This is a genomic window from Aeromonas sp. FDAARGOS 1416, assembly GCF_019048085.1.
In the GTDB taxonomy this organism is placed as follows: Bacteria; Pseudomonadota; Gammaproteobacteria; order Enterobacterales; family Aeromonadaceae; genus Aeromonas; species Aeromonas veronii.
Genome location: NZ_CP077301.1, coordinates 4,237,501 through 4,259,747, shown reverse-complemented (window position 1 = coordinate 4,259,747; position 22,247 = coordinate 4,237,501). Strand labels below are relative to the sequence as shown.

Here is a 22,247-nt window from a genome sequence, read left to right as displayed (position 1 = left end):
ATATGCAACGGGAGCAGCACCTCTCTCCCGCGCACAATAAAAAAGCCCGAGTCGATGACTCGGGCTTTTTGCTGAATGCCGCTTCGATTAGGAGAAGCAGGCCTGCAGCACGTAGAAGATGGCGATAGCCAGAATGGCACCGGCAGGCAGGGTGATGATCCAGGAGACCACGATGTTGCGCAGTACCCCCAGATTCAGCGCCGCAATGCCGCGCGCCAGACCGACACCCATCACAGCACCGACCAGGGTCTGGGTGGTGGAGATGGGCAGACCGGTACCGGAGGCAATCACTACGGTCGCGGCAGTCGCCAGCTGGGCAGCAAAACCACGGCTCGGGGTCAGGTGAGTGATGCCGGTACCGACCGTCGCCATCACCTTCTCGCCCATGGTCGCCAGACCTATTACGATACCGATACCGCCAAGGGGCAGGATCCACCAGGCAATGGCAGCCTGACTGGAAATCTCGCCACCGGAAGCCACGATAGAGGCCACCGCAGAGAGCGGGCCGATGGCGTTGGCCACATCGTTGGAGCCGTGGGCAAAGGCCATGGCACAGGCGGTGATCACCATCAGGATGCCGAACACCTTCTCCACGTTGGCGAAGTGCATCTTGCTGTCATCCTGCGGGTTGTACTTCTGACCGCGAATGTAGATCCAGCCGGCAAACGCCACTGCGATGGAGATGGCGATGGAGAGCAGAATGCCCTCGCCATCGCTCAGGTGCAGACCGACGTGGGTCAGCCCCTTCTTGATGGTCACCAGACAGATCACCAGCGCAGTCAGGAACATGTAGAACGGCACATAGCGCTTGGCGTTGTTCAGGGGATCATCGGTGTTGAAGATAAGCTTCTGCACGCTGATGAACATGAAGTAGGCGATGACACCTGAGATGGCCGGGGTGATGACCCAGGAGCCGACGATGCCGCCAAACTTGCTCCACTGCACCGCTTCCGGGCCAATGCTCACCACCGCAAAACCGACGATGGCGCCGATGATGGAGTGAGTGGTGGAAACAGGCCAGCCGAAGTAGGAGGCGAGGATCAACCAGGCGCCCGCCGCCAGCAGGGAGGCGATCATGCCGAGCACCAGCAGGTCCGGGCTATCGACAAACGCATTGCTGTCGATGATGCCGTTACGGATGGTGGCCGTCACTTCGCCACCGGCCAGATAGGCACCGGCAAATTCGAAGATCATGGCAATGATGATCGCCTGACGAATGGTCAGGGATTTGGTGCCGACCGATGTCCCCATGGCGTTGGCCACGTCATTCGCGCCAATGCCCCAAGCCATCAAAAAGCCGAACAAGGCCGCCACGAGCACCAGAGTGGTGCCGTAATTCGCGATAATGTCCATTAATAGTGTTTACCCAGTCAGTCGATTACGAACGAGCCAGCATCAGTTCCAGACGGGCGCCTACGCGCTCGGCCTGATCTGCCAGGTCACCTACCCATTCGAGGATCTTGTAAAGGAACATCACATCGATCGGATTGTAATTGTGCTCAACCGCTTGCAGCTGTTGGCGCAGTCCGATCTGCATGGTGTCTGTATCGTCCTCGATCAGATCCAGCTGGTGGATCATCTCGGCAACCATTTCCACTTCCCGTCCTTTGAAGCCGGTCTCGAGCAGCTCGTCGAGCTCCCCGATCGCTTTCTCGGCCTGAGCGGTCGCATCAATACAACGTTTGAGGTAAGCCATGAAATCCGTCCGCATTTCGGCGGGGAACTCCATGCGACGACCAAGCATGCGGCCGGAGATATCCTTGGCACGGTTGGCAATCTTGTCTTGCTGGGTCAACAGCTCCAGCAGGTCGGTACGTGCAACCGGCAGGAACAGGCCGCGAGGCAGTTTCAGACGGATTTCACGCTTGAGGGTATCTGCCTCTTTTTCCAGCTGGGCGATCTGCTGCCGGATCTTCTCGGCATCTTCCCAACGGTCTTCGGCAACGGCGTCAAAGAAGGGAACCAACTGCTGGGAGCACTGGTGAACCTTGACGATATGCTTCTGCAGCGGCTTGATGGGGGACTTGGCAAAAAGCCCCAAAATAGTATTTACTGGCATGGCCAAACCTGTGTCGGTGAAAAAACACTCGATACGATTTTATGAGGCGCGCATGGTAACCGAACTGCGCCCTCAATTAAACCGCGAATTAATCTAGTCGTCTCGCGGGCATTATATCCCCGCGACCCGAATCCTGCCCCCCAAAGTTGCCTGCCAGCCCGGAATGACTATGCAAACTGAGATCGAGATAAAGTTTTTTGTCGCCCGCGATATTCAACCCGAGTTATCCAACCTGCTGAATTCTCTTGAGAGTAAAGAATCATCACAACAGCAGCTCGGCAACGTCTATTTCGATACGCCGACCTTGGCTCTGCGCCAACTGGAGATGGGGCTGCGCATTCGCCGCTGCGACGCCTTCGCCGAACAGACCATCAAATGCCGCGGCCAGGTGGTGGGCGGCCTGCACGCCAGACCCGAGTACAACGCCCCTGTCAGCGGCGATCTGCCGACCCTCTCGGCCTTTCCCGATGAAATTTGGCCGACCCTGACCGAGCGTGACCACATTCAGCAGCAGCTGGTCGCCCAGTTTCGCACCGACTTCCTGCGCCGCCACTGGCTGATCGTCTTCGAGGGGACCGAGATTGAGCTGGCCTGGGATCAGGGAGAGATAGTCGGCAGTCAGGGCAACACCACCATCAACGAGCTGGAACTGGAGCTCAAATCAGGCGCTACCGCGGCGCTGTTTGCACTGGCCCGGCGCCTTGCCAGGATCGGCGGGCTGCGCCTTGGCGCCCAATCCAAGGCCCAGCGCGGCTACCGACTGGCCGGGCTCGGCAAACCGCTGGCTCTGCAGGCGCAGGTCGAACATGAAGGTATGGATGGCATAACGGGGGTAAGCGAAGGGCTGCGTCACTGGCAGCATCACGAGCAGCTCTGGCTGGAGCATCCGCAGGATGAAGATGCTCAACAGCAGGCACTCGCGGCCCTGTGCCAGGGGATCGATCTGGTCGCCCGCAGTGCGGCCGCGCTGCCACAACCCGCACCTTGGCTGCCAGCATTGACCAACCTGCAAGCCGATCTGCAAGCCCAGTCGGGCGAGCAAAACGAGTGGCCTGCCGAACTGGCCGATCTCTTCCTCTATCCGGCGTATGTCGAGTTGCAGCTGGCCATCGCCGCATGGCTGCATCACGCAGCCTGAGTAGGGCGATATGTCTAGTCCTGAAATAGGTTTACACATTTTCAACTAGCATTTCTCTACTCAGAACCCCCTATGCACCGCATCGGGGGTTCTGTATTTCAACGCATGATGCGGCCGCTCCGCGTTGTAAATATCCACTGCTTCACGCACCATTTCCCGCGCTTGCGTCAAATCCTGCGGGCTTTGCAGCAATAACTCTCCTTTCAAAATCCCGTTCACCCGCTCCGCCAACGCATTCTGGTAACAGTCATACCCATCCGTCATCGAGCATTTCACCCCGTACCGTTCATGTAATGATTGATACAGTCCCGAGCAATACTGCACGCCGCGGTCCGAGTGATGGATGAGTTCACCGCCGCCACGTCGTTGCTTCAGCGCTTTCTTGAACGCCATTGCCACCGATTCGGCATGCATTCCTTCGTGCACGTGATGGCCCACTATCTTGCGTGAGTACGCATCCGTCACCAGGCTCAGGTACAGCGGCCCGCTCCTGGCTGGCAGATAGGTGATATCTGCGACCCAGACCTGCTCCGGGGCCACCGGCGTGACCTGCTCTGGCCCCGCCTTGAGCAAGTTGGGATGACGGTAGAAACGGTGAAAACTGTGGGTGGTCTTGTGATACGCCCGTCTGGGCAGCACCAGCAAGCGGTGCTCGGCCAATATCCGAAACAGCCTGTCACGCCCGACTTTGAGCCCGCCATCATCCTGACCCAGCAGCAGATAATGCAGCTTGCGGGTACCGACCCGAGGTTGTCGCAGTCTAACCTGACGCACAAAGCGCACCACCTGCAATCCTTGGGCATGGCGCTCGTCGGCGACCCGATTGCGCTTGTAGTAAGCCTGCCGGCTTATCCCCAGAAACAGGCAAGCCCTGACAATGGTCAGCCTCTCGACTTGCCGCTGCGAGAGGACTTGCCGGGTCGCTTTTTTACGATGGAGACGCCGTAGTCATTCTTCAGTACATCGACGACGGCCTCAAAGAACTGGGCCTTCTGACTCATCAGCGCCAGCTGTTGCTCGAGTTCCTTGATGCGCTGTTCGGGTGTCTGGTTGTCGGGGTCAGGCATGTTGATGCTCCTGCCGGCACGCACAGAAGCCCCCTGGCTCCAATCTTGCCGACCATGTTTACGCAACCATACCAGAACGGTGGAGCGGCCCTGAATACCATAACGCACCTGAGCCTGTTTGTAGGTGAGCTCGCCTTTTTCAATCTGCTCGACCAGTGCCAGTTTAAAAGTCAGCGAGTAATCGCGCTGTGTCCGTTTCACACCTTGTCCCATCGGGTTCTCCATTTATTGGGGGGAAAGGTGTAAACCATATTCAGGACGGGACAATATCGTAAATAAAGGCCAGAAAAGCCGAAAACAAAACGGGTGAGCCTTGGCTCACCCGTTTTGCATTACAGCAGGTTGAGCTGCTGCATGGCGCTGCGAATGCGCTCGCGGGTCGCTTCCGACAGCGGCATCACCGGCAGGCGACACTCCTCGCTGCAGAAACCGAGCAGGGAAGCGGCATATTTGGCACCGGCCGGGCTCGGCTCGGCAAACATCGCCTGATGAAGCGGAATCAGCTTGTCTTGCAGTTCGCGTGCTTCTTGCCACTTGCCCGCCAGCGTGAGGTTCTGCACCTCGGCTACCAGCTTGGGGGCCACGTTGGCAGTCACCGAGATACAGCCCTGACCGCCGCCGATGTTGTAAGCAACCGCAGTGGCATCCTCACCGGAGAGCCAGGCGAAGGGCTTTTTGATCAGCTGGCGCTCGGTCCAGGGGCGCGCCAGATCGCCGGTGGCATCTTTCACCCCGGCAATGCGCGGCAGCTCGGCCAGACGGGCCAGGGTCGCGGGCTGCACGTCGACGATGGCGCGCGGCGGGATGTTGTAGACGATGATCGGCTTGGCGGTGGCATCGTGGACCGCCTTGAAGTGGTGGTAGAGCCCCTCCTGATTGGGACGGTTGTAGTAACCTGCCACATGCAGGGTGGCATCGGCCCCCACCCGCTCGGCATGGAGAGTGTACTCGATGGCTTCGACCGGATTGTTGGAGCCCGCTCCGGCAATCACCGGAATGCGACCAGCGACCTGCTTGACCACCAGCTCCACCACCCGGCAGTGCTCGTCATGGGTCAGGGTCGGGCTTTCCCCCGTGGTGCCCACCGGCACAATGCCGTGAGTGCCCTGCTCGATATGCCACTCCACCAGACGCAGCAGCGCCTCTTCATCCAGCTTTCCCTGTCGAAACGGGGTGATCAACGCAACGATTGAACCTTGAAACATGGGATCTCCTTCTCCTAAATGACGCGCATATGGCAATAAAAAACCCCGGTACGATGTGCGCAACCGGGGTTTGAAGCTTCTCAGGGATGAGAGGTTACGCGCGAACGTCGGCAGGCCCGAATTTCAGGCTTTTTTTGTGCTTTCGTTTCAACCCGTTGAACCGCATTTCGTCATCTCTGGTCAAAAAATGGTGTCTGGGCATATTTCGGGAACACGGCATAAATGTCAAGGCGAAAGGGGCTATGTATAATGGCCGCCCAAAATTGCGTGGAGAGACCCGATGAGCAGCCCAATCAGTGCCGTCAGCCAGATGCTGGAACGAAACCAAGCCCTCTTTGTCGGCAAGCGGCTACTTGTCTGCGGCGCGCTGGAGGATGACTACCCCCGCCAGCTGGCGAGCCTGGCCCGGACCCTGACCGTCTTTACCACCGATTACTGCTACTACCGCAGCCAGCAGGCCGCCCTCGGCGAGGCGATCCTGTTCGACCACCAGCTCGGTGGCGCCCCCCGCTTCGATGCCCTGTTGCTGCTGATGCCCAAGGCCAAGGCCGAGGCACAATATCTGCTGGCCATGATGACCCCCTTGCTGGAAGCGGGTGCCGACCTGTTCCTCGCCGGTGAAAACCGCGGCGGCATCAATGGCGCCGACAAGCTGCTGGCCCCCTATGGCGAAAAGCCGATCAAACGCGATTCGGCGCGCCGCTGCTCTCTCTATCACGGTGAGCTGAGCCAACCGGTTGAACCTTTCAATCTGGATAGCTGGTTTGGCCGCTATCAGTGCAAGGCGGGTGATACCGAGCTGACCGTGCTGGCGCTGCCCGGCGTCTTCAGCGCCGCCGAGCTGGATCTCGGCACCCAGATGCTGCTGGCTGCCGTGCCACCGATGACGGGCGAATTGCTCGATTTCGGCTGCGGCGCCGGGGTGATTGGGTCCGTGCTGGCCAAGCGCAATCCGGATCTGCAGGTCAACATGGTGGATATCAGCGCGCTGGCACTCGAATCGAGCCGCCGCACCCTGGCGCTCAACGGTCTGCAGGGCAAGGTCACAGCTTCCGATGTCTATTCGGATGTCTCCACCCGTTTCCAGCACATCGTCTCCAACCCGCCATTCCATGCGGGTCTCAAAACCTTCTATGCGGCGACCGAGCAGTTCCTGGCCAAGGCGCCGGAATTTTTGCTGCCAAATGGTTCGCTGACCATTGTTGCCAACGCCTTCTTGCGCTACCAGCCTATACTGGAGACACACTTCAAACGGACTGAAGTGATCAGCAGTGATGCCAAATTCAAGGTCTATCTGAGCAAAATGTAAATAAGTGTAAGCAGCACAATAAAACAGCTAGAGAGCGCCATCCGGCATCTGATAAGGTATTAAGCACACGATAAAAACCACCCCTTTAGGGGTGTTTTTATACCGAACATTGAAAACCTTTTCATGTTGTTAATTCAGGGAGAGAAATACGATGGCAGGCATTTTGACCATGATCCTGGCTGGTGGCGAAGGTACTCGCCTGCAGCCTCTGACCACCACCCGCAGCAAGCCTTCCGTCCCCTTTGGTGGCAGCTACCGGCTGATCGACTTTGTCCTCAACAACTTCGTCAACGCCGACTTTCTGCGCATCTATGTACTGACCCAATTCAAATCACAGTCCCTCTACCTGCACATGAAGAAGGGGTGGAATATCGTCGGCATCACCGACCGCTTTATCGATCCCATCCCGGCCCAGATGCGGATGGGCAAACGCTGGTATGACGGCACCGCCGACGCCATTTACCAGAACCTCGGCTTTATCGAGCGGGCCGAACCGGATCACGTCTGCATCTTCGGCTCCGACCACATCTACAAGATGGATGTGAGCCAGATGGTCACCTTCCACAAGCAGAAGAACGCCGCCATGACGGTCGCGGCCCTGCGCATGCCCATCGAAGAGGCGAGCGCATTCGGGGTGATCGAGGTCGATACCGAAGGGCGGATGATCGGCTTTCAGGAAAAGCCGAAGCAGCCCAAGCACATTCCCGGCGATCCGACCCAGGCGCTGGTCTCCATGGGCAACTACATCTTCGAGACCGATGCCCTCTGCCGCGAGTTGAAGCGGGATGCCGCCGAGGAGAACTCCAGCCACGACTTTGGCAAGGATGTGATCCCGAGCCTCTACCCGCGCGCCCCCGTCTATGTCTATGACTACAGCACCAACGTCATCCCCGGCGAGAAACCGCACGTCTACTGGCGGGATGTGGGCACCCTCGACTCTTATTGGCAAGCGCACATGGACTTGGTGGCCGACAATCCCCCCTTCTCCCTCTATAACCGCAAGTGGCCCCTGCACACCCACTATCCGGCGCTGCCGCCTGCCACCTTCATCGACAGCGACGAGTGCAAGGTGAAGATCGCCAACTCGCTGATCTCCGCCGGTTGCTTCATTCAGGGCAGCCAGATCCAGCGATCCATCCTCGGTTTCCGCTGCAATATCGGCGCGTGCAGCCATATCAGTGAATCCGTTCTGCTGGGGGATGTGAAGATTGGTGAAGGCTGCTCCATCCGGCGCGCCATCATTGATAAAAACGTTGAAATTGCGCCAGGCACCGTTATCGGTGAAAATCTGGACCACGATAGAGAGCGATTTACCGTATCCGAAGGCGGTATCGTGGTGGTACCTAAGGGAGCAAGAGTTGGCTATTAACCCACTGAAAATCCTGTTTGTTGCCTCGGAAGTTGAGGGGCTGGTCAAGACCGGGGGCCTGGCCGATGTCGCCAGAGCCCTGCCGATGTACCTGGCCCAGAAGGGGCATGATGTCAGGATCATGCTGCCCTTCTACAAGACGATAAAGCGACGGGATGAGGCCAGACTGGTGGCATCACGCTGGTTGCCAACCCACCCCGGGCTGCCGGATATCGGTTATCGCATCTACCAGATGGAGCTGGATGGCGTCTGCGTCTATCTGCTCGACTGCCCGCAATATTTCGATCGTCCCCAGCTCTACGCCGAGAACAATCAGGCCTATCCGGATAATGGCGAGCGCTTTGCCTTCTTCTCGGCCGCTGCCCTCCATGCCTGCGAGCAGCTTGGCTTTGCCCCGGATATCGCCCACTGCAATGACTGGCACACCGGCCTGCTGCCACTGCTGCTGAAAACTCGCCACGCTCACAACCCCTTCTTCCAGCAGACCCGCAGCGTGATCAGCATTCACAATGCGGCGTTTCAGGGGGTGTTTGGCCGCGAGCAGTTCTGGGCCATGCCCGAGATCGCCGACTACGAACGCCGCATCAACTACGACTACGGCCACGTCAATCTGCTCAAATGCGGGGTGCTCTACGCCGACAAAATCAATGCGGTCAGCCCCAACTATGCCCAGGAGCTGCTGACTCACCTCGGCGCCCACGGCATGGCGCATATCTTCCAGCAACGGGCGGCCGATCTCTGCGGCATCCTCAACGGCTGCGACTACAAGGACTGGGATCCTGAGTTCGACGAATTCCTGCCTGCGACCTACAGCATCGACAACATGGCAGGCAAACAGATCTGCAAAGAGAGCCTGCAGCAGGAGGCGGGGCTGGCCGTGGCGGACTTGCCCATCTACGGCATGGTTTGCCGCCTGACCGAGCAGAAGGGCGTTCCCCTGCTGCTCCCTGCGCTGGAGAAATTCCTCCACCATCAGGTACAAGTGGTGATCGTCGGCTCTGGCGATCCTGCGCTCGCCACGCAACTGCAAACCATGGCCCGGGATTATCCGGGCAAGCTCGCCTTCATCAACACCTATGACGATCGACTGGCTCATCTGGTCGAAGCCGGTGCCGACTTCTTCCTGATGCCCTCTCTGTTCGAGCCTTGCGGCCTCAACCAGATGTACAGTCTCGCCTATGGCACCCTGCCACTGGTGCGCGCCGTGGGTGGTCTGAAAGATACCGTGGTGGATTGGGATGCCGATCCCGAGCATGCCACCGGCTTCTGTTTTAACGATCCGACTGCCGCCATCCTGCTCGATACCATGCGTCGCAGCCTGCTCTATTTTCTGCAGGACAAAGAGCGCTTTGCCAAAGTGCAGCGCAATGCCATGAGCACCCGCTTCAACTGGCCTGACTCGGTCACCCAGTATGAACGGATGTATCAGAGCGCATTGGGCCGTTACTGAACGCCAAACGTCAGCTGATTGCTGAAGTTTTGTACCCTTGGCGCCACTTTGGGCGTCAACAGCGAAAAAAGTCCCCTTTGGCTGTTGACGCTCCCCCAAAACTCTATAGAATCCCCCTCCGCAGTGATGCGAAGGTGGCGGAATTGGTAGACGCGCTAGCTTCAGGTGTTAGTGTCCCACGGATGTGAGGGTTCGAGTCCCTCTCTTCGCACCAATACTGCCATGCTGATTCAGCAGCATGTAAATCCAACTAGAAAACCCGAATGTGCGAAGGTGGCGGAATTGGTAGACGCGCTAGCTTCAGGTGTTAGTGCCCCCCGGGTGTGAGGGTTCGAGTCCCTCTCTTCGCACCATGCTTCTCCAGACAGCATGTAAATCAAAACTGGTAACACAATGTGCGAAGGTGGCGGAATTGGTAGACGCGCTAGCTTCAGGTGTTAGTGTCCCACGGATGTGAGGGTTCGAGTCCCTCTCTTCGCACCATGCTTTATTCAGACAGCATGTAAATCCAGACTGGAAACCCGAATGTGCGAAGGTGGCGGAATTGGTAGACGCGCTAGCTTCAGGTGTTAGTGCCCCCCGGGTGTGAGGGTTCGAGTCCCTCTCTTCGCACCATGATTCTGACATGTAAACACAGAGCAATGCGCTCCAACCGCATTTAAAAACCAGCTGGAGAAAATCAGTGTGCGAAGGTGGCGGAATTGGTAGACGCGCTAGCTTCAGGTGTTAGTGTCCCACGGATGTGAGGGTTCGAGTCCCTCTCTTCGCACCATTCATTACGCAAAAGGCCCATCACGAAAGTGATGGGCCTTTTGTTTTTACTCCTTGTTATGGCTATGCTTTTGACGACTCACCGCTCATCGTCATGCCAAGGAACGCATATGATACTGGATACCGACATTCACAACTTTTACGAACATCTGGTGCTCAAGGAGATTGAGAAACAGGGGCTGCAGCAAAAGCTCAACAGCGATCAGATGGCCGACCTCTGCTGCCTCACCCTCAACCAGCTTCCGGCCCACTATATTCGCCACAATGTCGACATGATCTACTTCCTGACCGATGCAAAGCGCACCGAAATGGAGAAGCTGGTGGTCGAATCGCTCAAGGTGGCACAGCAGAAGATCAAGCAGGCTCCCGTCAAAAGCTCATAACCAGGGCTGCTGCCAGAGCAGGGTAACGATACCGGTCAACCCGGCCACTGGCAGCAAGATCAAGGCGGGGCGCAATCCGGGCTCCAGCATCACCCAGGCAGCCAGCAGAAAACCTACACTCCAGGTGCCGTACTCTTTATCCTGACCCCATGCGAGTACGGCCACCGCCACCAGCAACATCATCCCCCGCAATATCCAGCGCATTGTTTTCTCCCCCACCAACAATTGATAATAATTATCATCTTCATCTGCTGGGGATGCAAGTGGCGTCACAGATAAGCTTCGTATGTACCCCTTTGTGTCAACAGGCCGCTCAAAAACGGGTTATGAGATCAACTAATTTGTGATTTTTTCAATCAAATGTGCATTTTTGCCAATTTGATGGGGCTTTAACCCGCCGGGTTTGTGGTAGATTGCGGCCTCTTTTTGGGTTGCCTCCTCGGGATCGATGTATCCACAGGACGAGAGGGAGTGACCTTGGCGAGCAAGAGTTTAGGAAGTATCTATGCAAAACCAACAAAACCACATCCGACTACCGGGCATGGCACAGGTGTTTGCCTGTCTGGCCATTTTCCTGGCCCTGGCATTCTCGTTCACCAGCGTGCTCGATCTGCCGATCCAGCTGGCGTTGTTCATCGCCTGGTTCGTCATCATGGGGCTTGGCATCAAACTCGGCCACGATTACAAATCCCTGGAACAGGCAGCCGTTGACGGCGTTGCCAAGGGAATGGGGGCCATCCTGATCCTGGTCTCCGTCGGTGCTCTGGTCGGCACCTGGATTGCTGGTGGCATAGTCCCCAGCATCATCTACTTCGGCCTCAAGGTGATCCACCCGTCCATCTTCCTGCTGGCAACCCTGATCATCTGCTCCCTGACCTCGCTGGCCACCGGCACCTCCTGGGGCTCTGCCGCCACCGCCGGTATCGCCATGATGGGGATCGGCCACAGCCTCGGCGTGCCTGCGCCGCTGGTAGCCGGTGCCGTGCTCTCCGGCGTCTATTTTGGTGACAAGCTCTCTCCGCTCTCCGACTCAGTAGTGCTGGCTTCGACCATGTCCAACGTCGACGTGGTGGAACATATCAAGGGGATGCTGCCTATCAGCCTGCTCTCCTATGTCATCACCGCCGTACTGTTCACCGTAGTGGGCATGCAGTATTCGGGTAATGTCAGCCTGGAGCAGGTCAATCTGGTGATGGAGGCTCTCGACAACCAGTTCAATATCACCCCGCTGGCCATAGTGCCGGTGGTGCTGGTACTGGGCCTGCTGGCAAATCGCAAGCCCGCCTTCCCGGTGATCAGCTTCGGCGCCCTGCTGGGCCTGATCTGGGCCATCGCCTTCCAGGGCATGGATCCGGTCAAGGCGATGCACTCGGCTTATAGTCCGTTTGCCATCACCTCCGGCATCGACTTTATCGACAACATTCTCGGTCGCGGTGGCATGGAGTCCATGCTGGGCTCGGTCGCGGTCATCATCTTCGGTCTCGGGTTTGGTGGCCTGCTGGAGAAGGTCGGTATTCTGGAAGTGATCGCCAGCGCCTTCGAGAAGCGCATCAATAGCGTCGGCAGCCTGACCAGCCACACCATCGGCACCGCGTTTCTGGCCAACGTGTTTGGCTCGGCCATGTATGTGTCGCTGATCCTGACCCCCAAGATCATGGCCAAGAACTACGACCGACTGGGACTGGCGCGCAAGAACCTATCTCGCAACGCCGAGTTTGGCGGCACCCTCACCTGCGGCATGGTGCCCTGGAGCGACAACGGCATCTTCATGGCCGGGGTTCTGGGGGTGGCAACCCTCGACTACCTGCCCTACATGTGGCTGAGCTTCACCTGCATCATTGTGACCATCACCCTCGCCTACATGGGCAAGGCAGTGAACCGGATCCCGCTGGTCGCGGCGGCAAGCTCCCGCTAAGCCATCCTGAAACAACAAAGGCGCCACCAAGGCGCCTTTGTTGTTTCAGGGGGGATGCTGTTTTACCGTCATCCCAGAGCCCCCAAACAAAAACAGCCCTCGTTGCCGAGAGCCGTTTCATCAGACCGATAATGCCGATCAGATGGAGAAGCTGGAGCCACAGCCACAGGTCGTGGTGGCATTGGGGTTGGTCACGGTGAAGCGTGAACCTTCCAGACCCTCGGTGTAATCCACACTGCCGCCTACCAGATATTGCAGGCTCATGGGATCGATCACCATGGTGACGCCATTCTTCTCGACTACGGTGTCCCCGTCGTTGATCTTCTCATCAAAGGTAAAGCCATACTGGAAACCGGAGCAGCCCCCACCCGTGATGTATACCCGCAGCTTCAGCTCGGGATTCTCTTCCTCGGTGATCAGGTTCTTCACCTTGTTGGCCGCCGCATCCGTCATCTGGATGGGCAGCGGGGCTTCTGCTACTGCACTCATTACTGACCTCACAACCATTAGATCCACAAACATGGAAACCGCGAAATTATCCAATACCCGACCATTCAGTTCAAGTATTCACCACGTTTAACCGGCCGCGGGAACCGGAGCAGGCGGCGCGGCGACCAGCGGCTTGATCACCTCGCCCCACTCAACCAGCAGCTCTTGCGCCGGTTGCCTGCCATCCTTGTTGATGGTGACACGGATCCGATCCGGCACAAAGCCTTCCGGCAACTGCCAATTCCCTTCCAGCAGCTGAAAATAACGCAGGGCATAGCGCCACTCGCTCACCTTCATTCCGAGATCGCGACCGGTCAGCGTCTTCGGCTTGTCAGCCAGACTCCCCTCGACCCTGATCTGCACCTGACCACGGAACAGCTCCCGCTTTTTGGCGGGCTGGGTCAGGGCGAGACGATAGTGGTAGCGACCGGGAATGCTGGTCTCCTGCAGAGTCAGGTTGTCGATCACTACCCCCACCTGTTCGCCGGTGGGGCGCATGATCCGCTCGAAAAAGGCCAGCTGGCGTTTGAGCTCCTGCACCTGCGCCTCCTGACTCTTCAGGGTGGTCTGCAACTGCTCAAAGGCCGCTTTCTGGGTCGCCAGCTGGGTATCTTTCACCCCCAATTCGGTCTTGAGCTGGCCGATGGCCTTGCCCTGACGATCCAGCGTCTCCTGCTGTACCACCAACAGACTGCTCTGGGCCAGCTCCTGACGGTTACCGACAAAGTAACCGATGAGCCCGCCAACGGCTAACACGACCAATAACTTCAATAGATTGGACATAGCCCCTCATCCCGTTATCACGCCATTTACGGCAGCGCCTCTCCCTTCACTATACCGCCCTGACCGGGGTCACAGGCGATAAAGGGAAAAATTAACTGGCCGTGGCGCTGCCATCACCCCGCTTTTGACGCGCGGCGAGCCGTAAAGTTCGCTCCAGGATCTGGGAATAGATGGGTCGGCCACCCAGCCACTGGGCAACCAGAGTCGCACCGACCGTGGTGATCATCATCGGCAGGATCAGCTGATAGTTGTCGGTCATCTCGGTGACCAGCACGATGCCCGTGATGGGAGCACGCACTGTGGCAGCAAACAGCGCCCCCATCCCTGCAATGGCAAAAGCGCCGGGCTCGATGCCAAGCTCCGGAAACGCCGCATGAAACAGATGGCCAAACACCACGCCAAACAGGGTGCCCAATGCCAAGGTCGGTGCAAATACCCCGCCCGGGGCACCGGAGCAGAAGCAGATGAGGGTCGCGACCAGCCGCACCGAGAAGATAAGGAACAGGGTCGCCATCGCATACTCATCCCCCATCAGATGGGGAATAAGCTCTGTGCCGCCCCCCGTTACCGCGGGAGCAAACAGCGACAGCACGCCAAACGTTCCGGCGACCAGCATGCCGATGGCCACAAAACGGTGGCGCTTGTTCTGGTGCAACGCCAGATAGCCATCCTGACAGGCCAGCACCAACTTGTTGAAGACAAAACCGAGCACCCCGAAGGTGGCTCCCATAAAGAGGAACAGCCAGAGCGCCTTGAGGGCTGGCGCATCGTAGTGGGGCAAGGTGATCACCGCCCCCTGCCCTTTCATGTTCTGCAACATCAGGGTCGCCATGATGGCGGAGATCCCCACCGCCTTGATGGCCAGAAAGGAGTAACGAAACTGCGGCCGCATCTCCTCCATCACGAACAGGATGCCCGCCAACGGCGCATTGAAGGCTGCCGCCAGACCGCCCGCCGCACCGGCGGCCAACAGGGCATGGCCATGCTCCTTGGGCAGCCGGAAGATATCCGCCACCATCTTGCCGAGGTTGCCGCCGATCTGTACCGAAGGCCCCTCCCGCCCCAGCACCATGCCGGAGCTCAGGGTACAGATGCCGCCGAAGAACTTGACCGGCAACACTCGCCACCACCGCACCGGGCGCAGATCGTCCATCGCCCCCTCGATCTCGGGAATGCCGGAGCCCCCCGCTTCCGGGGCAAAGGTATGAGTGAGGAAGTAGCCGACAAATCCCAACAAGGCGCTGAAGCCAAAGCCGAGCAGACCGAGCTGCCACCAGGGACGGTCGGCCAGCAAGGCGATACGTTGTTCTGCCAGCCAGTGGACACCTGATTCGAACAGACCGCACACCAGTCCAGCCAGGGTACCGACCAGCGCAGCCAGCAGCAACACCAGCAAGGGCATCTTGTCTTGCCGGATAATGCGGGAAAGCGGCCCCCGCGAAGCGGTTTCGGGTTCAGAGGAGAGAGCTTGTTGCGCCATCTTGTTACACCAACTTGGAAAAACCATATCGTCAGCTAGCTGAGATCAGGATCACCCGGCGCGTTGCTCGGCTGCCCAGGGCTGGGGCTTTCTGCTATAGTCGGCCCGTTAAATTTTTGTCACGGGAGCAGACCGAGAGTCCGGGTGGCGAGAGCGCAAAGCATACTCCTGATGCTCCGGCCTGCCGAGTCTCAATCGGCTGCAATCCCTTGTGTGACGACCAAAATCCCATTAAGGATGATCCATGTCAAAATCAGATCAGCTGTTTGAACAGGCCCGCCAGACCATTCCGGGTGGCGTCAACTCACCGGTCCGCGCCTTCAATGGGGTCGGCGGCACGCCCCGCTTCATCGATCACGCCGATGGCGCCTATCTCTATGATGTGGATGGTCAAGCCTACGTGGATTACATCGGCTCCTGGGGCCCCATGCTGCTGGGTCACAACCACCCAGCCATCAAGGCCGCCGTCATCAAGGCCGTTGAGAAAGGGCTAAGCTACGGTGCGCCGACCGAGATCGAAGTGCTGATGGCCGAGAAAGTCCGCCAGATCGTCCCCTCCATGGAGCAGGTGCGGATGGTGAACTCCGGCACCGAAGCCACCATGAGCGCCATTCGTCTGGCCCGTGGCTACACCGGCCGCGACAAGATCGTCAAATTCGAGGGTTGCTACCACGGCCACGCCGACTCCCTGCTGGTCAAGGCAGGTTCCGGCGCCCTGACCCTGGGTCAACCCAACAGCCCGGGCGTACCGGCCGACTTCGCCAAACACACTCTCACCTGTGTGTTCAACGATCTGGCGTCGGTGCGCGAAGCCTTCACTCAGTACGGCAGCGAGATCGCCTGTATCATCGTCGAGCCGGTCGCAGGCAACATGAACTGCATCCCGCCGGTCCCCGGCTTCCTGGAAGGGCTGCGCGCCATCTGTGACGAGTTCGGTGCCCTGCTGATCCTGGACGAAGTAATGACCGGCTTCCGCGTCTCCTTGCGCGGTGCTCAGGGTCACTACAACATCGACCCGGATCTCACCACCCTCGGCAAGATCATCGGTGCCGGCATGCCGGTCGGCGCCTTCGGCGGCAAGAAGAAGGTGATGCAGCACATCGCCCCGACTGGCCCCGTCTATCAGGCTGGTACTCTCTCCGGCAACCCGGTGGCCATGGCTGCCGGCCTCACCATGCTGGATCTGCTGCTGGAGCCGGGCCTCTATGAGCAGCTGAGCGCCAAGACTGCCCGTGTTGCAGAAGGGCTGAAAGCCGCCGCTGCCAAACACGGCATCCCGCTAGCTATCAACTATGTGGGTGGCATGTTCGGCTTCTTCTTCACCGACGAGCCCGAAATTACCCGCTACGAGCAGGTCACTCGCTGCGATATGGAACGCTTCAAGCGCTTCTATCACCTGATGCTCGAAGAGGGCGTCTATCTGGCGCCGAGCGCCTACGAGGCAGGCTTCCTGTCACTGGCTCACGGCGACAAGGAGATCGAACATACCCTGGCTGCCGCCGAGCGCAGCTTCGCCAAGCTGGCTGGCTAAATCGCCGCTGGTTGTCGCAAAGGGCCCGTCACGGGCCCTTTTCTATTGCAGTGCCTTCATCACCAGACAGGACATCGATACGCCCAGTTCTGGTGCATTCCCTCTTCGTCACTGACCAATTTGTCATCCTCTGGTGCAACTAGCCCTGCCATCCCTGTCATAAAGCAGGCCCACTATTTGCACATTCACCAAAAGATCCCACGTCACCGAGGTCCATATGGCAGAGATGAGCCCCATCGATGTGCTGCGGCGCTATCAGGAGTATCAGGAGGAGTTGACCCCGCTACTGCAGGGGCTGCTCAGCGCCCCCCTTGTCTCGCTCAAGGGGTATCCCTTTGTCGTCAGCATTGACCACTATCAGGGGCCGATGTGCATCCAGCCTGCGGCACCGGCGGCCCATAACCGGCTGCACCTTATTGTGCAGGGGCAAGGACGGGAGATCACCGTCTGTCTGAATCAGCTGATTGGCTGGTTGATGGGAGACAGGGAGCGCCGCCGCGCCATGCCCTGGTTCAAGGCGGTCTATGTGGTGCTCAGCATGGCGCTGTTTCTCATCGTCGCCACCCTGATCTGGCACGGGCTGGAGCAGCTCTACCAGCTATTGTGCGACGAGCGGCAGAACCAGCTCGGCGCCTTTAGCGCCATCATCTTCCTGACGCTGGCACTGGCGGTGTTCGATCTGGGCAAGACCATTCTGGAAGAGGAGGTACTGCTGCATAAGGATATCTTCCGCCACAGCGCCATTCGCCGCACCATCACCCGCTTTATCGCCGCCATTCTGATCGCGGTCTCCATCGAGGGGCTGTTGCTGCTGTTCAAAGGCTCGCTCGGCCAGAGCGAGCTGCTCTGGCCAGCGGTCGGAGTGATGGGGTGTGCGGTGGGTTTGCTGCTGGCGCTTGGCCTCTATGTTTTTCTGGGGGCCAAGGCCGAAGCGGCACTGGTACAGGCTAGCCTGCGCTCTCCACCGTCAGCTGCACAGGGGAGCGACGCGCCGCCCGCCAGGAGGCGTACATGGTCCAGGAGGTATAGATGACGATAAAGGCAACCAGCCACTTCAGCATCTCCATATCCATCGATTTGACCAGCATGGCGGCCAGCACCACACCGATGGGGCCAAAGATGGCTACCGCCAGCACCGCCTTGGCATCGAACGCCCCTTTGCGGATAAAGGTGCCTGCGGAGAAGACGCTAAGCACGGCGGTGGAACCCATCATGATCGGAAACGCCGCCAGCGGGTTCATCCCCAGCAGATAAACCAGCGTCATGCAGGGGGCAAACAGGCCGATACCGACATTCATCAATACCCCGAAGATGAAATTGCCAAGCAGGGCGATCGCCAGCTTGTAGCCGCTGAGCCCCATCGCATCGCCGCCTACAGGGAAAAGCCCCAGCAGACCGGCAAAGATAAGCCCTGCAACGACCAGTAAGGAGATAGCCATCACCAACCGGATGGTCTGCCGATCAAACGAGGCCACATGACGAGCGCCCCAAGCTGCGCCCGCTGCGGCGGCCATCATCATGCTGATCAGCGTCAGCGGCTCCACTGCGACTGCGCCGACGAAGATCAGCGACTGAGTCACGGTCGGCAGCACGCACTGCCCATTGAGGGTACCCGGCAGCACCCGGTCATCGATCAGCTTGAACTGCTTGTAGCAGGCGGTCTTTACCGCAAAGCTGCCCACCCCCAGGGTATCGAGGAAGTTGGCAACCCCACCGATCAACGCCACCGGCCAGAAGGGGGTCGCCTCAAAGGATCCACTCTGCTTCTTCCGCCAGCAGGCTTGCACCAGCATGAAGACAAATACGAGGCCTCCGGCTATAAAAACCAGCCGTAAAATATCAACTAACATAGGGGTTTCTCCTGCAACGGGCGGCGATTCTAAGGCAAGCAGCAGAAAAAATCTTGACCGGAATTAAGCAATGCTCACGACACGCCTCTGCAAGGTGAAATATTTATCAATAGACTCCGAACGACTCTGCTAATACTTGTTACTGAGGCCAACAGGCCGGGTCCTGAGCACGTTGTTATGGTCCTTTCGCGACGACCACTTGTGCCAAAGGACATAATAAAAAAGAGGGCCGGTAGTGATACCGACCCTCTTTCTGTATCTGGCCGGAGCGCTGGGCCCTCGACCATGACAACTGCCTATTGAATGCTCTTGCCGGCACGCACGTCCTTGATAAACCCCTTCAGGCTAGCCAGATCACGGGGGGCACCGCGCAGGATCTGATCACCGATGATGAAGGCCGGGGTACCGGAGATACCGAGCGCTTCAGCCAGCGCACGGTTGGTACCGAGGTTCTGGTCAATGCTGCCATCCTTGATCTTGGCCTCCACCTTGCTCCAGTCCACACCGGCCGCCACTGCCAACTGCTTGACCTGAGCTTCATCTGCGAGCGGGCCCTGATGGGTATAGAGCTTCTCGTGGAACGCCTGGTATTTGTCAGGCTGACCCAGCTGGACCGCCAACGCAGCACGGGCTGCGAAGTAGGAGGACTCGCTCAGAATGGGGAACTGCTTGTAGATGTAACGGATATCTTTATCTTCCGCCATCAGCTGCTTGACCAGCGGATGGGCCCGCTTGCAGTAACCACAGTTGTAATCGAAAAACTCCACAATGGTCAGCGACGCCTTCGGATTCCCCATCTCGGGATCCTGATTCGCATAAAGCTGCTTGGAGTGAGCCTTAATCAGCGCCTTGTCACTCTCGGCCTGCTGGCTCTCCTGCTTGGCACGCAGGGCATTGGACATCTCGACCAGGATCTCGGGATTCTTGACCAGATAGTCGCGAACGATTTGCTCGACATCGCTTTTGGTCAGCTCGCTTGCATGTACTGGCGTCGCCAGCAGGGTCACGCCAGCCAGCGCGCAAAACAGGGCATTTTTAATAGTCATAACGTTATCTTGCAGAGGATATGATAGAGGCCACTATAGTGGTTGAGTCTGTTTTCAAGTCAAGTTATCTGGCCAAAAAAGCGCTTGATGCACCCTGATTGCCACTTTTTCATGTCGTTTCGTGCAATTAACCAGCAATCGAACCGGACGGGGATTTACAAGCCGGATCAGCATGGTAATATTCGCCGCACTGCTGCGGAGGGGTGGCAGAGCGGCTGAATGCACCGGTCTTGAAAACCGGCGATGGGCGACCATCCGTGGGTTCAAATCCCACCTCCTCCGCCATTCATACCGAGCCCATGCAACGCATGTTGCGTGGGCTTTTTATTTGCCTCCGATTTGCCACTCCTCATAGCTCTCAACACATTAGTCTTCTTCAACTCCTTTCTTGATCTTCTCACCTGTGGGCTCAACAGCTGCCACAAGATCACCTATCAACATCGAACCTCTGCGTTCCTGCGAGCATCCCTTCCCATTTCCTTATTGCCCCAAACAACAACGACCCAACGCAGCGACCACGGCTCCAGCATGTTGGTACCGCCAATAACCCCTCTTCTGAATAAAGTCAGGGCCGGTTAACACAGTCATAAAAAGCAGGGACGATGGGGTTGCGGCTTAAAAAGAGGGAGCAGCTAACTCAGGAAGCAGAGATCCCAAACAAGAGATCATGACGTATAGGCGATCATGGGATGCACGGGATATGACGACGCCAGAGCCACCGAAAAAAGCGACAGCAGTTCAGCGAAGAAAGAGTACCAAGCGGAACATCAGGCTATTTGTGGAACCAGAAAACAGCGACGAGTAACAATAAGAACAGAGGAAAGGAGATAGGGCCGGTCAAAAATCAGGCTGCTTTCTGAGTTTCAGGTAATAAAAAACCCCGCTCGATGGGCGGGGTTACTTGTATTTGGTGCCTGGCAGTGTCCTACTCTCGCATGGCGAATGCCACACTACCATCGGCGCTACCGCGTTTCACTTCTGAGTTCGGCATGGGATCAGGTGGTTCCACGGCGCTATGGCCGCCAGGCAAATTCTTCAATCTTGGAAAGCTGACGTGAATAACGATGTTGCTCGTGGCTTGTCGTTATCACTGAATTAGTAGTTCGCTCGTTTGCTACAAGCCTTAGAACACTTCTTGGGTGTTGTATGGTTAAGCCTCACGGGTAATTAGTATGGGTTAGCTCAACACGTCGCCGCGCTTACACACCCCACCTATCAACGTTGTGGTCTCCAACGGCCCTTTAGGACCCTCAAGGGGTCAGGGATGACTCATCTCAGGGCTCGCTTCCCGCTTAGATGCTTTCAGCGGTTATCGATTCCGAACTTAGCTACCGGGCAGTGCCACTGGCGTGACAACCCGAACACCAGAGGTTCGTTCACTCCGGTCCTCTCGTACTAGGAGCAACTCCCTTCAATCATCCAACGCCCACGGCAGATAGGGACCGAACTGTCTCACGACGTTCTGAACCCAGCTCGCGTACCACTTTAAATGGCGAACAGCCATACCCTTGGGACCGACTTCAGCCCCAGGATGTGATGAGCCGACATCGAGGTGCCAAACACCGCCGTCGATATGAACTCTTGGGCGGTATCAGCCTGTTATCCCCGGAGTACCTTTTATCCGTTGAGCGATGGCCCTTCCATTCAGAACCACCGGATCACTATGACCTACTTTCGTACCTGCTCGACCTGTCCGTCTCGCAGTTAAGCTGGCTTATGCCATTGCACTAACCTCCTGATGTCCGACCAGGATTAGCCAACCTTCGTGCTCCTCCGTTACTCTTTGGGAGGAGACCGCCCCAGTCAAACTACCCACCAGGCACTGTCCGCGAGCCCGATTCAGGGCCCTGCGTTAGAACATCAAACATACAAGGGTGGTATTTCAAGGACGGCTCCAGCGCAACTGGCGTCACGCCTTCAAAGCCTCCCACCTATCCTACACATGTAGGTTCAATGTTCAGTGCCAAGCTGTAGTAAAGGTTCACGGGGTCTTTCCGTCTAGCCGCGGGTACACCGCATCTTCACGGCGAATTCGATTTCACTGAGTCTCGGGTGGAGACAGCATGGCCATGGTTACACCATTCGTGCAGGTCGGAACTTACCCGACAAGGAATTTCGCTACCTTAGGACCGTTATAGTTACGGCCGCCGTTTACCGGGGCTTCGATCAAGAGCTTCGCTTGCGCTAACCCCATCAATTAACCTTCCGGCACCGGGCAGGTGTCACACCCTATACGTCCACTTTCGTGTTTGCAGAGTGCTGTGTTTTTGATAAACAGTCCCAGCCATCTGGTCACTGCGACTCCCGACAGCTCCATCCGCAAGGGACTTCACCATCAAGAGCGAACCTTCTCCCGAAGTTACGGTTCTATTTTGCCTAGTTCCTTCACCCGAGTTCTCTCA

The 22,247-nt window shown here is 57.9% G+C and carries 18 protein-coding genes, 6 tRNA genes and 2 rRNA genes (1 of these 26 running past the window's edge); 14 read left to right on the top strand and 12 right to left on the bottom strand.

Going from position 1 to position 22,247, the window contains the following annotated elements; translation table 11 throughout:
* Positions 1 to 87: 87 nt before the first annotated feature.
* Positions 88 to 1,353, bottom strand: coding sequence for an inorganic phosphate transporter (locus tag I6L46_RS19415; protein WP_005343043.1), 1,266 nt, complete (start codon positions 1,351 to 1,353; stop codon positions 88 to 90).
* A gap of 25 nt (positions 1,354 to 1,378) precedes the next feature.
* The gene (locus I6L46_RS19410) at positions 1,379 to 2,059 is read right to left on the bottom strand and encodes a TIGR00153 family protein (RefSeq protein WP_005340244.1); all 681 of its coding nucleotides are present in this window, start codon (positions 2,057 to 2,059) and stop codon (positions 1,379 to 1,381) included.
* Between the two features lie 169 nt (positions 2,060 to 2,228).
* On the opposite strand from I6L46_RS19410, the gene I6L46_RS19405 reads away from it, so the two are divergent.
* On the top strand, positions 2,229 to 3,197 hold the full coding sequence (locus I6L46_RS19405; protein ID WP_216976791.1) for an inorganic triphosphatase: 969 nt from the start codon (positions 2,229 to 2,231) through the stop codon (positions 3,195 to 3,197).
* A 60-nt stretch (positions 3,198 to 3,257) separates the two neighbouring features.
* Here I6L46_RS19405 and I6L46_RS19400 read toward each other — a convergent pair.
* Positions 3,258 to 4,477 (bottom strand): IS3 family transposase gene (locus tag I6L46_RS19400; RefSeq protein ID WP_216976789.1). Its coding sequence is split into 2 segments (ribosomal slippage): positions 3,258 to 4,129 and positions 4,129 to 4,477, totalling 1,221 coding nucleotides; the frame shifts between segments, so codons are not numbered across the junction.
* 119 nt (positions 4,478 to 4,596) lie between these two features.
* The gene (dapA, locus tag I6L46_RS19395; protein ID WP_043820620.1) at positions 4,597 to 5,469 is read right to left on the bottom strand and encodes a 4-hydroxy-tetrahydrodipicolinate synthase; all 873 of its coding nucleotides are present in this window, start codon (positions 5,467 to 5,469) and stop codon (positions 4,597 to 4,599) included.
* Between the two features lie 280 nt (positions 5,470 to 5,749).
* Between dapA and rsmC the strand changes: the two genes are divergently transcribed.
* The 9 genes from rsmC to I6L46_RS19350 all read left to right on the top strand — a co-directional run bounded on the left by rsmC (position 5,750) and on the right by I6L46_RS19350 (position 10,751).
* Entirely contained in the window at positions 5,750 to 6,778 is a 1,029-nt protein-coding gene (gene rsmC / locus I6L46_RS19390; protein ID WP_216976787.1) for a 16S rRNA (guanine(1207)-N(2))-methyltransferase RsmC, read from the top strand.
* 151 nt (positions 6,779 to 6,929) lie between these two features.
* A complete protein-coding gene (gene glgC / locus I6L46_RS19385) occupies positions 6,930 to 8,147 on the top strand; it encodes a glucose-1-phosphate adenylyltransferase (protein WP_005340236.1) in 1,218 nt (405 codons plus the stop codon).
* Positions 8,137 to 9,597, top strand: coding sequence for a glycogen synthase GlgA (gene glgA / locus I6L46_RS19380; RefSeq protein ID WP_005343039.1), 1,461 nt, complete (start codon positions 8,137 to 8,139; stop codon positions 9,595 to 9,597). Before glgC ends, glgA begins: the two co-directional genes overlap by 11 nt.
* Before the next feature lie 128 nt (positions 9,598 to 9,725).
* Positions 9,726 to 9,811: transfer RNA gene (locus I6L46_RS19375), tRNA-Leu, on the top strand.
* Between the two features lie 53 nt (positions 9,812 to 9,864).
* Positions 9,865 to 9,950 (top strand) — tRNA-Leu (locus tag I6L46_RS19370).
* 44 nt (positions 9,951 to 9,994) lie between these two features.
* Positions 9,995 to 10,080, top strand: a tRNA-Leu gene (locus I6L46_RS19365).
* A 46-nt stretch (positions 10,081 to 10,126) separates the two neighbouring features.
* Positions 10,127 to 10,212 (top strand) — tRNA-Leu (locus tag I6L46_RS19360).
* Positions 10,213 to 10,283: 71 nt separating this feature from the next.
* Positions 10,284 to 10,369, top strand: a tRNA-Leu gene (locus I6L46_RS19355).
* A gap of 109 nt (positions 10,370 to 10,478) precedes the next feature.
* On the top strand, positions 10,479 to 10,751 hold the full coding sequence (locus I6L46_RS19350) for a late competence development ComFB family protein (RefSeq protein ID WP_005343036.1): 273 nt from the start codon (positions 10,479 to 10,481) through the stop codon (positions 10,749 to 10,751).
* On the opposite strand, the gene I6L46_RS19345 is transcribed toward I6L46_RS19350, so the two are convergent.
* A complete protein-coding gene (locus I6L46_RS19345) occupies positions 10,746 to 10,955 on the bottom strand; it encodes a hypothetical protein (RefSeq protein WP_005343034.1) in 210 nt (69 codons plus the stop codon). The genes I6L46_RS19350 and I6L46_RS19345 overlap by 6 nt on opposite strands.
* Positions 10,956 to 11,256: 301 nt before the next feature.
* Between I6L46_RS19345 and nhaC the strand changes: the two genes are divergently transcribed.
* Positions 11,257 to 12,666, top strand: a complete 1,410-nt coding sequence (nhaC, locus tag I6L46_RS19340) for a Na+/H+ antiporter NhaC (protein ID WP_005357819.1) — start codon at positions 11,257 to 11,259, stop codon at positions 12,664 to 12,666.
* A gap of 138 nt (positions 12,667 to 12,804) precedes the next feature.
* Here nhaC and erpA read toward each other — a convergent pair whose 3' ends face one another.
* From erpA to clcA, 3 genes are all read right to left on the bottom strand, one after another.
* On the bottom strand, positions 12,805 to 13,155 hold the full coding sequence (gene erpA, locus I6L46_RS19335) for an iron-sulfur cluster insertion protein ErpA (RefSeq protein WP_005340225.1): 351 nt from the start codon (positions 13,153 to 13,155) through the stop codon (positions 12,805 to 12,807).
* 87 nt (positions 13,156 to 13,242) lie between these two features.
* Positions 13,243 to 13,938: a DUF6776 family protein gene (locus I6L46_RS19330; RefSeq protein WP_005343032.1), complete on the bottom strand. Its 696-nt coding sequence runs from the start codon at positions 13,936 to 13,938 to the stop codon at positions 13,243 to 13,245.
* Between the two features lie 91 nt (positions 13,939 to 14,029).
* Positions 14,030 to 15,418, bottom strand: a complete 1,389-nt coding sequence (gene clcA, locus I6L46_RS19325; protein WP_216976785.1) for a H(+)/Cl(-) exchange transporter ClcA — start codon at positions 15,416 to 15,418, stop codon at positions 14,030 to 14,032.
* A 244-nt stretch (positions 15,419 to 15,662) separates the two neighbouring features.
* Here clcA and hemL point away from each other — a divergent pair, with 244 nt between their 5' ends.
* Both hemL and I6L46_RS19315 read left to right on the top strand, forming a co-directional pair.
* Entirely contained in the window at positions 15,663 to 16,949 is a 1,287-nt protein-coding gene (hemL, locus tag I6L46_RS19320) for a glutamate-1-semialdehyde 2,1-aminomutase (protein WP_185227833.1), read from the top strand.
* 217 nt (positions 16,950 to 17,166) lie between these two features.
* Positions 17,167 to 17,982, top strand: coding sequence for a hypothetical protein (locus I6L46_RS19315; RefSeq protein WP_216976782.1), 816 nt, complete (start codon positions 17,167 to 17,169; stop codon positions 17,980 to 17,982).
* Here I6L46_RS19315 and I6L46_RS19310 read toward each other — a convergent pair.
* Positions 17,897 to 18,799, bottom strand: coding sequence for a sulfite exporter TauE/SafE family protein (locus I6L46_RS19310; RefSeq protein ID WP_075115952.1), 903 nt, complete (start codon positions 18,797 to 18,799; stop codon positions 17,897 to 17,899). The two genes, I6L46_RS19315 and I6L46_RS19310, sit on opposite strands and share 86 nt — an antisense overlap.
* 296 nt (positions 18,800 to 19,095) lie before the next feature.
* On the bottom strand, positions 19,096 to 19,845 hold the full coding sequence (locus I6L46_RS19305) for a DsbA family protein (protein ID WP_042084194.1): 750 nt from the start codon (positions 19,843 to 19,845) through the stop codon (positions 19,096 to 19,098).
* Positions 19,846 to 20,042: 197 nt separating this feature from the next.
* Here I6L46_RS19305 and I6L46_RS19300 point away from each other — a divergent pair.
* A tRNA-Ser gene (locus I6L46_RS19300) sits at positions 20,043 to 20,130 on the top strand.
* 627 nt (positions 20,131 to 20,757) lie between these two features.
* Here I6L46_RS19300 and rrf read toward each other — a convergent pair.
* A 5S ribosomal RNA gene (gene rrf / locus I6L46_RS19295) occupies positions 20,758 to 20,872 on the bottom strand.
* 119 nt (positions 20,873 to 20,991) lie between these two features.
* Positions 20,992 to 22,247 (bottom strand): 23S ribosomal RNA (locus I6L46_RS19290) (it continues 1,633 nt past the right edge of the window).

Coding starts and splice junctions, on each gene's coding strand:
- I6L46_RS19415 (WP_005343043.1), bottom strand. CDS start 1,353: ATGGACATTATCGCGAATTACGGCACCACTCTGGTGCTCGTGGCGGCC.
- I6L46_RS19410 (WP_005340244.1), bottom strand. CDS start 2,059: ATGCCAGTAAATACTATTTTGGGGCTTTTTGCCAAGTCCCCCATCAAG.
- I6L46_RS19405 (WP_216976791.1), top strand. CDS start 2,229: ATGCAAACTGAGATCGAGATAAAGTTTTTTGTCGCCCGCGATATTCAA.
- dapA (WP_043820620.1), bottom strand. CDS start 5,469: ATGTTTCAAGGTTCAATCGTTGCGTTGATCACCCCGTTTCGACAGGGA.
- rsmC (WP_216976787.1), top strand. CDS start 5,750: ATGAGCAGCCCAATCAGTGCCGTCAGCCAGATGCTGGAACGAAACCAA.
- glgC (WP_005340236.1), top strand. CDS start 6,930: ATGGCAGGCATTTTGACCATGATCCTGGCTGGTGGCGAAGGTACTCGC.
- I6L46_RS19350 (WP_005343036.1), top strand. CDS start 10,479: ATGATACTGGATACCGACATTCACAACTTTTACGAACATCTGGTGCTC.
- I6L46_RS19345 (WP_005343034.1), bottom strand. CDS start 10,955: ATGCGCTGGATATTGCGGGGGATGATGTTGCTGGTGGCGGTGGCCGTA.
- nhaC (WP_005357819.1), top strand. CDS start 11,257: ATGCAAAACCAACAAAACCACATCCGACTACCGGGCATGGCACAGGTG.
- erpA (WP_005340225.1), bottom strand. CDS start 13,155: ATGAGTGCAGTAGCAGAAGCCCCGCTGCCCATCCAGATGACGGATGCG.
- I6L46_RS19330 (WP_005343032.1), bottom strand. CDS start 13,938: ATGTCCAATCTATTGAAGTTATTGGTCGTGTTAGCCGTTGGCGGGCTC.
- clcA (WP_216976785.1), bottom strand. CDS start 15,418: ATGGCGCAACAAGCTCTCTCCTCTGAACCCGAAACCGCTTCGCGGGGG.
- hemL (WP_185227833.1), top strand. CDS start 15,663: ATGTCAAAATCAGATCAGCTGTTTGAACAGGCCCGCCAGACCATTCCG.
- I6L46_RS19315 (WP_216976782.1), top strand. CDS start 17,167: ATGGCAGAGATGAGCCCCATCGATGTGCTGCGGCGCTATCAGGAGTAT.
- I6L46_RS19310 (WP_075115952.1), bottom strand. CDS start 18,799: ATGTTAGTTGATATTTTACGGCTGGTTTTTATAGCCGGAGGCCTCGTA.
- I6L46_RS19305 (WP_042084194.1), bottom strand. CDS start 19,845: ATGACTATTAAAAATGCCCTGTTTTGCGCGCTGGCTGGCGTGACCCTG.